Below are 12,955 nucleotides of genomic sequence, written 5' to 3'. Positions count from 1 at the left end.
GGGGTTCCACAAGTGAGCAGAATACAAGTCAATCGAGCAGCCAAAGCTTTCGTTCCCATTGTTACGCTGTTGGCTCTTACCGTATCGGGTTGTACGGGCGGCAGCGGGGGAGACAGTGCCGTTTCACAGCAGCAGACCGGCAACACATCGGAGAAGCCCGATCCCTATGGGAAGTACAGCCAACCGGTAACGGTCAATCTGGGCTATTACACTCCGGCGGAGAACAAGTGGCCAGAAGGAAGCAAGGATACGCTGACGGACAACCGCTATACCCAATTGATTGAGGAGAAATTCAATATTAAAATCAATCATGCTTTCGAGACGCCGCAATCCGGTTATGATCAAAAGGTTAGCCTGCTCGTTTCGAGCAACGATATTCCGGATTTTCTGTTTGTATCCCAGAGCGACTTCAACCTGCTGGTGGAATCCGATATGCTTGAAGATTTGACTAAGGCGTATCAGGACTATGCCTCACCGTTATTGAAGCAAGTGATGTCGGGCTTCGGTCCCGATTTTATTAAGAAAGTCACTTACAAAAACAAGCTGTACGGCATTCCTTCCACTGCGCCCGCGCATGATAACGATAACATTGTGTGGATTCGGACGGACTGGCTGAAGCAGGTCGGAATTAACTTGCCTAAGGTCATCTCTGTGGATGATCTGGAGAAGGTAGCACGCGCTTTTATTGAGCAGGACCCAGATAAGAATGGGAAGAAGGACACCTACGGCATCCAAGGGACCTCGACCTTTGTCACGGGTACAACAAACTATAATTCGTTTGATGGGGTGTTCACTGCCTTCAAATCGTTCCCGAAAATCTGGTTGAAGGATTCGTCAGGCAAAATCGTATACGGCTCCACCTTACCGGAAACGAAGCAGGCGCTGGGCAAGCTCCGGGAATGGTATGCAGCAGGTTTGATTGACAAGGAGTTCGGAACGATCAAAACGGATCAGGTAGCCAAGGACATCAGTGCCGGCAAGGCGGGCATCTCCACAGGGTATACGTGGGCTCCAGCCAAATCGCTGGCGGACTCGGTCAAGAACGATCCGAAAGCCGAATGGGATTTGTTCATATTGGCTGCCTCAGACGGCAAATGGTATAACCGTCAGCCGAATCCGATGGGCCGAATTATGGTGGTGAAGAAAGGGGTTAAGAACCCGGAAGCCATCATCAAAATGATCAATCTGTTCACGGATATGGATAATATGGCGCCTAACTATCCTAAGCTTTATAGCGAAAGCCCGGGCACCAATTGGCAGATTCGTCCGATCCAGCGTACCTATCGCGTTAAATCCACTGTGTATGACCGCTTTCAGCGCTTTCAAGATGCGGTGGCAGGCAAGCTGAAGAGAGAAGAGTTACCCGAATCGGATATCAAGCTGTTCGACCAGTATCAGAAGGGAATGGACGCTCTGAAAGCCAGTCCATCTGATTGGGCCTATATTTTATATCAATTTAACGGTGGTAAAAGCGTATTGAACCCGATCAATACTGAAGTATACAGTGAGTTTTACGGAATTACTAAATCTATGGAAATGAAATGGACGAATCTGGCTAAGCTGGAGGATGAATCATTCCTGCGCATCATTGTTGGCGATAAGCCGCTCGATTATTTCGATACCTTCGTAACCGAATGGAAGAAGCAGGGCGGAGATGATGTTACCAAAGAAGTTCAGGCGGAAGTCGACCGGACGAAATAAGCGATGGGGTTAACCACCCCTTTCGCAACATTATATCGCCTTGCCTGCGGAAAGGAACGAACGGTATGGAGAGCAAAAAAATACAGCTTCATTATCATCTCATGCTTTTGCCCGGTATGCTGCTGCTCGCAGTCTTTCATTATTACCCGATGCTCGGGGCGGTCATTGCCTTCAAGAAGTTTCTCCCTGCCAAAGGGATATGGGGCTCGCCCTGGGTCGGGCTCGACAATATTAAATACATGTTTCAGATTTCGGACAGTAAAGTAATCTTTTTCAACACCGTGTTCATCTCGCTTATGAAAATAGCTGCACATCTTATCGTTCCCCTTGCTTTCGCTTTATTGCTAAATGAACTGAAGATGCGCTACGTGAAACGATGGATTCAGACGATTGTGTATTTGCCTCATTTCATGTCTTGGGTCATCTTGTCGGTCATATTGACTCATATTTTATCGCTGCGCGGTATTGTGAATCAGGTACTCGGACTATTCGGCTATGAACCGATACTGTTTCTCGGCAGTAACAATTGGTTTCCTTATGTATTAGTAGGAAGTGATGTATGGAGAGATTTCGGATTCTCCGCCATTGTATATTTGGCTGCCTTGACGGCCATTAACCCTTCTCTCTACGAAGCCGCAGAGATAGACGGGGGGAATCGCTGGCATAAATTGCTTCATGTCACGTTGCCAGGCATTTCTGCGACGATCATTCTGCTCGCGACATTGTCGCTAGAGAGAGTGCTAAGCGCAGGATTTGACCAAATTCTTAATTTATACAACCCTCTCGTCTATGCCTCGGGAGACGTAATCGACACCTATGTATACCGCATTGGTTTGCTGCATTCACAATATGGAATCGCAAGCGCCGTTGGACTTTTGAAGTCGGTAATCAGCTTTTTCCTGATCGTACTTTCGTACCTGATGGCTTCACGATTCGCGAACTACCGTATTTTCTGAAAGGTTGTGTTTATAGGTGACAACGTACGGTAAAAGCTGGGGTACTATCACGGCCAATGCCATCATTCTGATAACCTTGCTATTGATTGCGTTTCTGTCCTTGTTCCCCATTCTGAATTCCGTTTCCGTCTCGTTAAGTGACAAAGCGGCAGTCTCGGCTGGACGAGTAACTATATTTCCCGTTCAGTTTAGCCTAGCTAACTATAAGACGCTTATGAGCGACAAGCAATTTTTTATTTCGTTCGGAGTATCTGTGAAGCGGGTGCTGCTGGGCGGTGCGCTTCAATTTATAATGACCGTGTTGATGGCTTTTCCTCTTTCACGATCACCTCGAAGGTTCAAGGGGCGCAATGTGTATATGTGGTGCCTCGTCATTGCCATGCTGTTCAGTGGAGGCTTGATTCCTTGGTATCTTACGATCCGTGCCGTTGGTTTGATCGACTCGATCTGGGCGCTGGTCCTCCCTGGTGCTGTGCCGGTGTTCAACGTCATTTTGCTGATGAACTTTTACCGCAATTTGCCTAAGGAGCTTGATGAAGCAGCGATGATGGACGGAGCGGGTCCGTGGAGTACGCTGCTTCGGTTGTACATCCCGCTTGGCCTCCCAGCCATTGCAACGGTTACATTGCTTAGCGTTGTAGGGCATTGGAATGCTTTTTTTGATGGATTGGTGCTGATCCATAATCAAGATAAGATGCCTTTGCAGACCTACATTAATACGTTTTTGCTGCAGCCTGCGCAGTTGGACAACATGGACCCGGAGATGATGAAGACGATCATGCAAACCTCCGATCAAGGGCTCAATGCCGCCAAAGTTATGGTCAGTATGATTCCTATATTAATGATTTACCCGTTTCTTCAACGGTATTTCATTCACGGGATTGTGTTAGGGTCGGTTAAAGAGTAAAGGAATGAAACTAATCGGAAGAAGGTAAAGTGAGATACTATGAGCCAAACTATCGTGAGATTCGGCGTTATGGCGGATGTTCATCAAGATTTTATGTATCGGGCGGAAGACAGGCTGAGCCAATTTATTGATCGGATGAACGAAGAGAAGGTTGATTTTATCATTCAGTTAGGGGACTTTTGTTTCCCATATCCCGAAAATAAGCCCTTTGTTGCAAAATGGGAACAGTTCAATGGCGCAAAATACCATGTGCTCGGGAATCACGATATGGACCGATGCGATAAACAGACGATCATGGACTTTCTGGGCATGAAACGAAATTATTATTCTTTCGACAGCGGCAATTACCATTTCATCGTACTGGATGCCAGTCATCTGCTATTAGACGGACACTATCTGGACTATGAGCATGGCAACTATCACAAGCATCCTGAAGCAATTAGCAACTTGACCCCCGAGCAGCTGGATTGGCTGAGGAAGGATTTGGCCGCAACGGATAAGACAACAATCCTATTCAGCCATCACAATTTGGAGTCCCCTTTCAACGATTTCAATTACGGCATCAAGAACAGTGATGAGCTGAGGGCTATATTAAGAGAAGCGAATGCCCAAGGGGGATTCCGCAAAGTCGTCGCTTGCTTGAACGGACATAACCATCTGGATGGAGTTAAGGTGATTGATGATATTTATTTCGTGCATATCAACAGCATGTCCTATTTCTACATGGGCAAAAATTATGCAACGACCCGTTATTCGGAGGAAGTCACAGAGGCCTATCCGCTGCTCGCTAATAGTGCTCCGTACGAGGATGGATTGTATGCTATCGTAACGATCGAGCCTGGAAAGATAAGCATCGAAGGAAGAGAGACTAGCTTTGTTGGGCTGGACCCTGTTGCTTGCGGACATCGTAATCATGCTGGAGGGCACGTCGTTACGGCGCGCATCTCGGATCGAATGTTGAAATATTGATTAATATTTACCCCAAAAAGCCCGCTTTTTTCCATGAAAAATAGCGGGCTTTTTTTACATTATAGAATTTATAAATTTCGGGGCTCCCCGCAAAGTACCTGAATCAGCTTCGAAGCCAAGGCCCCACTTTGTGGGGTTATTTTGCATGCTATTTAGGGGTCAAAAACCCGTTGACATATAGTTCTCTCCGTTGTACGATGAAAATGTAAATTATACAAAACTAAGGTTTTATATATAAAACCAAGTTCGCAGAAACAGGCTTTTCAAGAAAAGCAGTAGATCCTTGTGAAGCGTAAGCTTGTAGGAGGACGCATGGAAAAGAAATATTGGGTACCTGCTTTAGAGAAAGCCGATGTTGTCCTTCAAGCGATTTCCCTACAGCCCTCCAAGCTGAAGCTAATCGATTTGTCCAAGCAGCTTGGCATTAATAAAAGCTCCATGTTTTCATTATTGAACACGATGGAAGCGTTGGAATGGGTTGTTCGAGAGTCGGAAGCGACATACTCGCTTGGCTCTAAGCTTGGTTTTATTGGAAATGTTTATTTTAAACAATTTAGCCTGATCGACCGATTCCGCAAGGAAGCATCGGTTACCAAACATACGATTCAGGAAACAATTCAGTTGGCAAAGCTGGAGCAGTGTGAGGTTTTGTATTTGGCTAAGGAGGAAATGCCGGCCCCAGTTCGACTCGCATCGGAGCCAGGAATGAAGCTTCCTGCCCACGCGACAGCACTGGGTAAGGTGATGCTCGCAAATCTTGATCCCGCGATGGTAGAGTCGTTGTATCCCGACGAGGAGCTGAGGCAGGGCTTAACTCTGCACACGATTAAATCTCGTAGCGAGCTGCTTAGGCAGCTAGCGGCCATCCGTAACGAAGGCTATGCCAGCGATCTTCAGGAGGCTGTCATGGGTTTTTGCTGTGTGGCTGCCCCGGTACGAGATACGCAGGGGAACGTCGTAGCGGCTATAAGCTGCTCAATGTTCCAGCACGAATGGGAGCAAAAGCGGGAGAAGGCAAGACAAGAAATTTGCGCCTTAGCCGAAAGGTTATCGCAAGGCACATGCAATTAATCAAAAAAGATAACTTGGAAGGACGTGCAGCACATGAGATTGGAAAATAAAATTGCGCTAATCACCGGATCCGGATCGGGTATCGGTCAAAGCTCTGCGCTTTTGTTTGCTAAAGAAGGCGCTACTGTTATCGTCAATGACCTGATAGAAGAAAAAGGTCAAGAAACCGTTGAGCTGATTAAACAAGCCGGCGGCAAGGCGGTATTCATTCAAGCAGATGTAACCAACCCGGAATCCGTTAAGTCGATGGTCGATCAAGCTATCGCACAATTTGGCCGTATTGATGTGTTGTTTAACAATGCAGGCGTTAGCGGCGTTGGCGCGATTCATGAGGTTGAGCCGGAGGCTTGGGACCGTGTAATCAACATTAACATCCGCGGTGTGTTCCTGCCTTGTAAATATGTGCTTCCTCATATGATGGAAGCTCGTAACGGTTCGATTATTAACATGTCCTCTTGTATCGCTGAGATCGGTTTGGCACGTCGTGCTTCGTATTCGGCTACCAAAGGTGCGGTTCTTGCTTTGACCAAATCGATGCAGGTTGACTATGCTCCATACCAAATTCGTTGCAACGCGCTGCTTCCAGGTACGATTCTTACACCATTTGTTGAGGATTATTTGAAAAAATCTTACGACAACGAGGAAGAAGCGTATGCATCCCTCAAAACACGCCAATTAAGCGGAGATCTGGGCAGACCGGAAGATGTGGCTAAAGCGGCTTTATTCCTTGCATCCGACGATTCCAAGTTCATGATGGGTTCCCCGCTTTATATCGACGGCGGCGTTGTTTTCGGTAAAAACGCGTAATTTATTCTCTTTATAAGCACTTATAACGATACTACTTTTTGGAGGTATATCTAATGAAGCTTCTTACTTTTATCGAAAATGGTCAGCAAAAGCTGGGCGTTAAAACCGAGCAAGGAGTAGTACATATTTCTGCTGCTCTGCAAGCTGTTCCGGCTGCTGCTGGTCAAGCTGTACCGCAAAACGTACATTCTGTTATTAATGGTGGAGCAGCTTCTGTTGCCGCATTGCAAGCTTATGTAGATCAAGCGTTGTCCGCTGCTGCTGGTGGCGCTGCAGGATATATGGTTAATGAGTCCGATTTGAACTTGGGACCTTGCGTTACTCATCCTAACAAAATTATTTGTGTAGGCTTGAACTACCGTAAACATGCAGAAGAAACGAATGCGCCGATTCCGCAGTATCCGATTCTTTTCAATAAATTCAACAACACATTGACAAACCATGGTGCAGATGTACCGCTTCCAGTGAAAGTTACTGACCAAGTGGATTACGAAGCAGAGCTTGTTATCGTTATCGGTAAAGAAACGAAGTACGTGTCCAAGGAAAATGCACTTGATCATGTATTCGGCTATTGCAACGTCAATGACTTGTCCGCACGTGATTTGCAAATGCGTACACATCAATGGCTGCTCGGCAAAAGCTGCGACGGCTTCAGTCCATTGGGACCATACCTTGTAACGGCTGACGAAGTGGGCAATCCAAACGATTTGTCCATCCGTTGTATCGTGAACGGTGAAGTTCGTCAAAACTCGAACACATCCGATATGATTTTCCATTGCGACGAGATCGTCAGCTATATCTCTCAACACATGACTCTGGTTCCCGGCGATATTATTTTGACAGGTACTCCTGAAGGTGTTGTACTCGGATTGCCTGAGGACAAACGCGTTTATTTGAAAGACGGCGACGTCGTTACGATTGAAATTGAAAAACTAGGCTCTTTGACTAACAAAATGGTAGCAGAGCGAGTTTAATATGGAATAGATAGATTTACGAAGATAGTTTTCCTACGGAAAACTCTAAGGAGGTTAACAAAGATGGCGGGACATCAAATCGAGGCAGGCGCCGACGCATTGGTCATGGATTCCAAAGACCATGTGGCAACAGCTATCAAGGATTTGGAAAAAGGACAAAAAATTGCTTACCGTGTGCAGGATCAAGTTCGCGAGGTTGTGCTACTGGATGCAGTACCTTTTGGCCACAAAATTGCTATTGAAGATGTAGCTCAAGGAACGGACATTCGCAAATACGGCGAAGTGATCGGTCGTACTACTACGGAAATCAAAGCAGGCCAGCATGTGCATGTGCACAACGTTGAAGGAATTCGTGGCCGCGGCGACCAAGCTGTAAAAGCTTAATTATAAAGATAGCTTATGAAGATAGTTTTTCTAACGAAAAACTTAGCTTATGCTTACGAAGATAGTTTTTCTAACGAAAAACTTAGCTTATGCTTACGAAGATAGTTTTGCTCCGCAAAACTCTAAGGAGGAAAAAACATGGATCACATGATGGGATATAGAAGACCAAACGGTGATGTAGGTATCCGTAATCACCTGCTGATTATTCCTACGGTCATTTGTGCCAACCAAGTTTGCAGTCGCATCAATCAAATGGTAGCTGATACAGTAGCGATTCCGCATCAACACGGCTGCAGCCAAATCGGCGCCGATAAAGAACGTACCTTCGAGGTGCTGGCGGGTACAGGTAAAAACCCGAACGTAGGTGGAGTTATCATTATTAGTTTGGGATGCGAGGTTATCGATCCTAATGAATTAGCGGACGCTATCCGTCCAACAGGCAAGCTTGTTGAAGTGTTCGACATTCAATCCGTAGGCGGCTCCGTGAAGGCCATTCAACATGGTGTCGAGCTTGCCAAAAAAATGCGCGCACAGCTGGATGAAATGCAAGCTGAGCCGATTCCTTTCAGCGAGCTGATCATCGGCGTTAAATGCGGTGGCTCGGATGCGACATCCGGTTTGGCATCGAACCCTGCACTGGGTGCAGCGGCTGATACGCTGATCCAACAAGGTGGCGGCGTCGTTATCGGAGAAACGACAGAAATTATCGGAGCGGAGCATGTGCTAGCTTCCCGCTGCGCAACTCCAGAAACCGAAAAACAGCTGTACCACATCGTTGACCGCTTCGAGAAAGAGGTTGAACGGATGGGAGCTGATATGCGCGGTGGAAATCCGAGCCCAGGCAATATTGCCGGCGGCTTGACAACGATCGAGGAGAAATCTCTTGGCTGTATCAGCAAATGCGGTACGGCTCCTATCAAAGGGATTGTTGAATATGCGGAGCAGCTTCCTAAGAATGGTCTGTACTTCATGGATTCCCCTGGTAATGACATTGAGTGTGTGTCAGGTATGGCAGCTGGTGGAGCGCACCTGGTTTGCTTTACGACAGGACGCGGTACTCCTACGGGTTCAGCCGTTATTCCGGTCATCAAAATTACGGGTAACAAGCGCATGTTCGAGCGCATGAGCGATAATATGGACGTTGATGTCAGCGATATGCTGGAAGGCACGCTGAGCTTGGAAGACGCTGGAGACAAGATTTGGGATGAAATTAAAGCAGTAGCCAACGGAAAGCTGACGAAGGCGGAAGTTCTTGGCCATACTGAGTTCAGCATTAACCGTATCGGACCATCTCTATAAATCAATAAACGCGCATTTTTGTGTAGTTGTGTAGGAGGAATTTGGAAGATGGCAAGATTAAAAGGGAAGGTTGCTCTGGTTACCGGAGGCAGCCGCGGTATTGGTGAAGCGATTGCCATTCGTTTGGCAGAAGAAGGCGCGCTTGTAGCAGTCAACTATACGTCAGACCGTTCCCGTGAATTGGCTGAGAAAGTGAAAGAACAGATTGAGGCGTTGGGCAGCAAAGCAATCGTCGTACAAGCGGATGTGGGCAGTAAAGCTCAAGTCGAAGCCATGTTCAAGCAAGTAGAGGAACAGCTTGGTGACGTAGAAATCTTGGTTAACAATGCCGGTATCGCTCCATTTGAGCCATTCATGAAAGTGTCTGAGGAAACTTGGGACCGTACGTTCTCGACGAACGTAAAATCCATCTTCATGTGCTCCCAGTTGGCGGCGAAGAAAATGATCGAGAAGCGTTACGGTAAAATCGTTAACGTACTCTCGACAGCGAGCCTTGTTGTTACCAGTCCGGTTATTCCGCACTACCAATCGTCCAAAGCGGCAGCAAACATGCTGACGAAAGGGATGGCCATCGAGCTTGGCAAATATAACATTAACGTCAATGCGGTTGGACCTAGCACAGTAGATACTGACATGTGTACCGACTTCTTAGCGGATCCGGAATTGCGTGCTAAAGAAATTGAAGCGAATCCGATGAAACGTTTGGGTACAGCTCGTCAAATTGGTGATGCCGTTGTATTCTTGGCTTCTGATGAGGCTATGCAGGTTAACGGACATTTACTTATGGTTGACGGCGGCTTGACAGTAAAAGCGGCGCAGCCGGAAGATCACATGGAACATTAATTCTTTTCAGATAACAAGTCCTTCGATATGAAGGACTTGTTTTATTTTATACAGGCTGGTTAATATAAATAAAATGGTTTAAACATGATTTTTACAATGTGCAGTCATTCGACAAAGTTAGACAGGAAATCTAATAGTCTCCTAATAATTGCCTTAAACTTTTTAAAAGTTTATCTCCTATAGTAGATGTATAAGACATTACACATCCAGACCTAGCGAGAAGCAATCAAATAAAAGTTTTGCCACAGCAAACCGCATAGCTAAGCTCAAGAAGTCAGTTTGCTAAAAAACTCTGAGCCAAAGCTTACGAAGTCAGTTTTGCTAACGCAAAACTCTAAGGAGATGATTCCATGAAAGACATTCAATTGCTGCATAAAGGAAAAGTTTATCAAGCGCATGTCGGGTACGAGCAAGAGGACTTTATGGAAGTTGGAGTCGAGAACAATGCGGCTCTCGCCGATGGAGATACTGTGCTTTGCTTCGATTTTAAACGTCGTCAAAATATGAGAATTTTACATAATGCCAACTCAAAGATGCTGCTGGTACCGGCTGAATCGGAACTTTTTCATATAAAAGCAAAGCCCAAAAAAGAAGTGGAAGAATGGTTAAATGAAGGAAATGTAAAGTACACGAGCTATAAGCTTAACACTTTTGCAACAATTAGCGAGGACTTTAAAACGACTGCGGTAAGGGTAGTTGATGTTAGCCGATTTGGTATAGGGTTTGAGATTAATGATTTTTCTATTAAAATGCACGAAGTATATAATAGTATGATGATCTGTGATGACGAGAGCATCCATTTGAAGCTCATTGTCCGTTATGCGCATATTTTGGAAAAGTCGATTCGCTATGGAGCGGAGATTGATAGCATATCCAGCAATGATCTTAACAAACTTAGATATTATATCGCGATGCAGCAGTTCAAGCAGATGATGTTGGCTTAACGCAGACGGTCTTTTGAACTGAACACCCAAAACCAAGCAGCTTATAAAAGCTTCTTGGTTTTATTACTGTTCATAACCGTTCAGATGGCTTACTACTTTTGCACGAACCAAGGTCCATTGATTGTAACGCCACTTCCATATGGAGTGAGCTAATGCTATGGTCTCGTCGTTTGGGAGCATGATTCGTTGGATGCCTCTAAGCTCGCCGATGCCGTCCCGGTCCCAATCGATGGGCTCTAGCGCATTGTAGCCGTTAATGATCATGCTTGCAGGCTGAAGAAGTCGGCCGTTCTGATAATAACCTATAGCCTCGTAAGAGGTTTTGCGCTCCACCAAATCAAGGACGTACCGCTGATTCGTATTGTGGATTGTTACGGGAGCTTTATAATTATCCTTAAGTGTTCCTTTGATATTTAGTGGTGGAGGTAGGGGAATTGGAACGGCTTGTTCGTCTAAAATGGTATACAGAGATAATGATGCAGGCTGGTTATTTCCCTGAGATGCACTTATGTAGATATCGCTGATTTGATCTCCATTGTAATCCTGCAGCTGGAGAGTAGGATTATAACCGCCTGCGGAGATGATGTTGATAGACTTGGAGTCCGATGAGCTTACAATACGGATGTTCAGTTTATCGTAATAGCTCGTTGTTGGGTCCAACTTGGTTCCGCTAAATACAATGGTCTCAGGAACTGAGTCCCCGGTAAGATCTGCTTTTTCCGTTTTGAGCAGATAAGTGGAGCTTCTGGAGGACAGTTCCATACATGAAGCTTGGTTTGACGAACAGAGTAATAGTAGCACTGAGATAAAAACTGACAGTTTGATATTCCAATGCTTTTGTATCATAAGGTGACTCCTTTCCGTTCTTGTCACTATCGTTTCTGTCATTAGTATGGATTTAACTTCCACCGTTTATGAGTTGACCCGATTAGCGATAGTTTGAGCAAAAGAGAAGTACAAATTTTTTTTGCATATAGGGTTGCGTTTTGATATAACACGTGTTATTTTTTGGTTAGAGGTGCATGGAAATGGTAAAAAGAGTGACCAGCTTTGATGTAGCAAAACGAGCAGGGGTGTCTCGCAGTGTCGTATCTGCGGTATTGAACGGAACACCGGGTATTGGCGTAAGCGAGGAAAAACGTAAAATGGTTTTGGAAGTAATCCGTGAGCTCAACTATCAGGTGGACGCGCAAGCACGCGGAATGAAAACGGGAAGAAGCTATTGTTTGGCTGCCTATGGGAACGTATCGAATCCATTGTTTCTCCAGGTGCTTGAAGGGATGCAGGAGACTTGCGCAATTAAAGGGTACCATGTACTGCTTTACCCCTCAGGAAGCTCTCCACATCAGAGAATAGAAGGCATGCTGGATTTGTTTTTGCAGCGACGCATCGATGGAATCATAGCTTTGGATAGACCCCATCAAGTGAATGAAGATTGGGTTCAGACGGCGAATCATCACCAGATTCCTTATGTATCCGTAGAAGGTTATCCTAATCATGATGGAATCGCATCTGTATTGATGGATTATGAAGAAAGTGTTTATCGGGCGCTGGACTATATGTGGGAGCGAACGAAACGTATACCTGCTTATTTGGAGCTGCATCACCCAACTCCGCTTGGCTGGGGGGATAAGGAGAGGCGCAGCGCTTATGAGCGATGGATGGCATCCCATGGAATGGAGCCTACAGTTTTCTGCGAACTGGACAGTCCTTGGAATGAACAGACAGAGCATTGGAAGCAGTGGACGAAGGATTTCTTGTCTTCCTCATGCGTTCTTTTGACCAATTGGTCTCGAGGAGCGGTGTACGTGAGCCGTGCGGCTCAGCTTCTGGGTATACAAGTAGGCAAAGACATTCATCTAATGGCATGTGACAATACAGAACGAATAAATCAGCATCTGTTCCCGGCGATTTCCTCTATGGAGGTTCCTTATCGGGAAATGGGGCGTTTAGCTGCTCAAAGACTGCTTGAGTATGTCGAAGGTCAAAGAGCGATTGAGGATAAAACCGGCATATGGGTAAAAGCCTTATTAGAAGAGAGAGAAAGTGTCGGGCGGTTAACCTAAATTTTTTTGAATGAATATAACACGTGTTATATCT

The 12,955-nt window shown here is 45.8% G+C and carries 13 protein-coding genes; 12 read left to right on the top strand and 1 reads right to left on the bottom strand.

The genetic code is table 11. The features are described from left to right. Positions 1-12: 12 nt before the first annotated feature. The 11 genes from BP97_RS0105290 (at position 13) to BP97_RS0105240 (ending at position 10,855) form a co-directional block, all read left to right on the top strand. Positions 13-1,701 carry an extracellular solute-binding protein gene (locus tag BP97_RS0105290; protein ID WP_028548155.1) on the top strand — a complete coding sequence of 563 codons (1,689 nt, stop codon included), beginning with the start codon at positions 13-15 and terminating at the stop codon, positions 1,699-1,701. 65 nt (positions 1,702-1,766) lie between these two features. Then, positions 1,767-2,657 carry an ABC transporter permease gene (locus tag BP97_RS0105285; protein ID WP_028548154.1) on the top strand — a complete coding sequence of 297 codons (891 nt, stop codon included), beginning with the start codon at positions 1,767-1,769 and terminating at the stop codon, positions 2,655-2,657. Between the two features lie 16 nt (positions 2,658-2,673). Further along, positions 2,674-3,564 carry a carbohydrate ABC transporter permease gene (locus tag BP97_RS0105280; RefSeq protein ID WP_036745492.1) on the top strand — a complete coding sequence of 297 codons (891 nt, stop codon included), beginning with the start codon at positions 2,674-2,676 and terminating at the stop codon, positions 3,562-3,564. A 39-nt stretch (positions 3,565-3,603) separates the two neighbouring features. Continuing rightward, a complete protein-coding gene (locus BP97_RS35385; protein ID WP_051620377.1) occupies positions 3,604-4,533 on the top strand; it encodes a metallophosphoesterase family protein in 930 nt (309 codons plus the stop codon). 312 nt (positions 4,534-4,845) lie between these two features. Next, a complete protein-coding gene (locus tag BP97_RS0105270) occupies positions 4,846-5,604 on the top strand; it encodes an IclR family transcriptional regulator (protein WP_028548152.1) in 759 nt (252 codons plus the stop codon). A 33-nt stretch (positions 5,605-5,637) separates the two neighbouring features. Next, the gene (locus BP97_RS0105265) at positions 5,638-6,411 is read left to right on the top strand and encodes an SDR family NAD(P)-dependent oxidoreductase (RefSeq protein ID WP_028548151.1); all 774 of its coding nucleotides are present in this window, start codon (positions 5,638-5,640) and stop codon (positions 6,409-6,411) included. 53 nt (positions 6,412-6,464) lie between these two features. Then, positions 6,465-7,385 carry a fumarylacetoacetate hydrolase family protein gene (locus tag BP97_RS0105260; protein WP_028548150.1) on the top strand — a complete coding sequence of 307 codons (921 nt, stop codon included), beginning with the start codon at positions 6,465-6,467 and terminating at the stop codon, positions 7,383-7,385. Between the two features lie 63 nt (positions 7,386-7,448). After that, the gene (locus BP97_RS0105255) at positions 7,449-7,769 is read left to right on the top strand and encodes a UxaA family hydrolase (RefSeq protein ID WP_028548149.1); all 321 of its coding nucleotides are present in this window, start codon (positions 7,449-7,451) and stop codon (positions 7,767-7,769) included. A 138-nt stretch (positions 7,770-7,907) separates the two neighbouring features. Beyond that, positions 7,908-9,068, top strand: a complete 1,161-nt coding sequence (locus BP97_RS0105250) for a UxaA family hydrolase (RefSeq protein WP_028548148.1) — start codon at positions 7,908-7,910, stop codon at positions 9,066-9,068. A 48-nt stretch (positions 9,069-9,116) separates the two neighbouring features. Continuing rightward, on the top strand, positions 9,117-9,911 hold the full coding sequence (locus BP97_RS0105245; protein ID WP_028548147.1) for an SDR family NAD(P)-dependent oxidoreductase: 795 nt from the start codon (positions 9,117-9,119) through the stop codon (positions 9,909-9,911). A 350-nt stretch (positions 9,912-10,261) separates the two neighbouring features. Next, positions 10,262-10,855, top strand: coding sequence for a PilZ domain-containing protein (locus tag BP97_RS0105240; protein WP_028548146.1), 594 nt, complete (start codon positions 10,262-10,264; stop codon positions 10,853-10,855). Positions 10,856-10,918: 63 nt separating this feature from the next. On the opposite strand, the gene BP97_RS38680 is transcribed toward BP97_RS0105240, so the two are convergent. After that, on the bottom strand, positions 10,919-11,701 hold the full coding sequence (locus BP97_RS38680) for a hypothetical protein (RefSeq protein ID WP_051620376.1): 783 nt from the start codon (positions 11,699-11,701) through the stop codon (positions 10,919-10,921). 182 nt (positions 11,702-11,883) lie between these two features. On the opposite strand from BP97_RS38680, the gene BP97_RS0105230 reads away from it, so the two are divergent. Then, a complete protein-coding gene (locus tag BP97_RS0105230) occupies positions 11,884-12,921 on the top strand; it encodes a LacI family DNA-binding transcriptional regulator (protein WP_028548145.1) in 1,038 nt (345 codons plus the stop codon). Positions 12,922-12,955 lie beyond the last annotated feature (34 nt).

Source organism: Paenibacillus sp. UNC451MF, from assembly GCF_000686845.1.
GTDB lineage: Bacteria > Bacillota > Bacilli > Paenibacillales > NBRC-103111 > Paenibacillus_S.
This window is presented reverse-complemented; position numbering and strand designations above follow the sequence as displayed.

Coding starts and splice junctions, on each gene's coding strand:
- BP97_RS0105285 (WP_028548154.1), top strand. CDS start 1,767: ATGGAGAGCAAAAAAATACAGCTTCATTATCATCTCATGCTTTTGCCC.
- BP97_RS35385 (WP_051620377.1), top strand. CDS start 3,604: ATGAGCCAAACTATCGTGAGATTCGGCGTTATGGCGGATGTTCATCAA.
- BP97_RS0105270 (WP_028548152.1), top strand. CDS start 4,846: ATGGAAAAGAAATATTGGGTACCTGCTTTAGAGAAAGCCGATGTTGTC.
- BP97_RS0105265 (WP_028548151.1), top strand. CDS start 5,638: ATGAGATTGGAAAATAAAATTGCGCTAATCACCGGATCCGGATCGGGT.
- BP97_RS0105260 (WP_028548150.1), top strand. CDS start 6,465: ATGAAGCTTCTTACTTTTATCGAAAATGGTCAGCAAAAGCTGGGCGTT.
- BP97_RS0105255 (WP_028548149.1), top strand. CDS start 7,449: ATGGCGGGACATCAAATCGAGGCAGGCGCCGACGCATTGGTCATGGAT.
- BP97_RS0105250 (WP_028548148.1), top strand. CDS start 7,908: ATGGATCACATGATGGGATATAGAAGACCAAACGGTGATGTAGGTATC.
- BP97_RS0105245 (WP_028548147.1), top strand. CDS start 9,117: ATGGCAAGATTAAAAGGGAAGGTTGCTCTGGTTACCGGAGGCAGCCGC.
- BP97_RS0105240 (WP_028548146.1), top strand. CDS start 10,262: ATGAAAGACATTCAATTGCTGCATAAAGGAAAAGTTTATCAAGCGCAT.
- BP97_RS38680 (WP_051620376.1), bottom strand. CDS start 11,701: ATGATACAAAAGCATTGGAATATCAAACTGTCAGTTTTTATCTCAGTG.
- BP97_RS0105230 (WP_028548145.1), top strand. CDS start 11,884: ATGGTAAAAAGAGTGACCAGCTTTGATGTAGCAAAACGAGCAGGGGTG.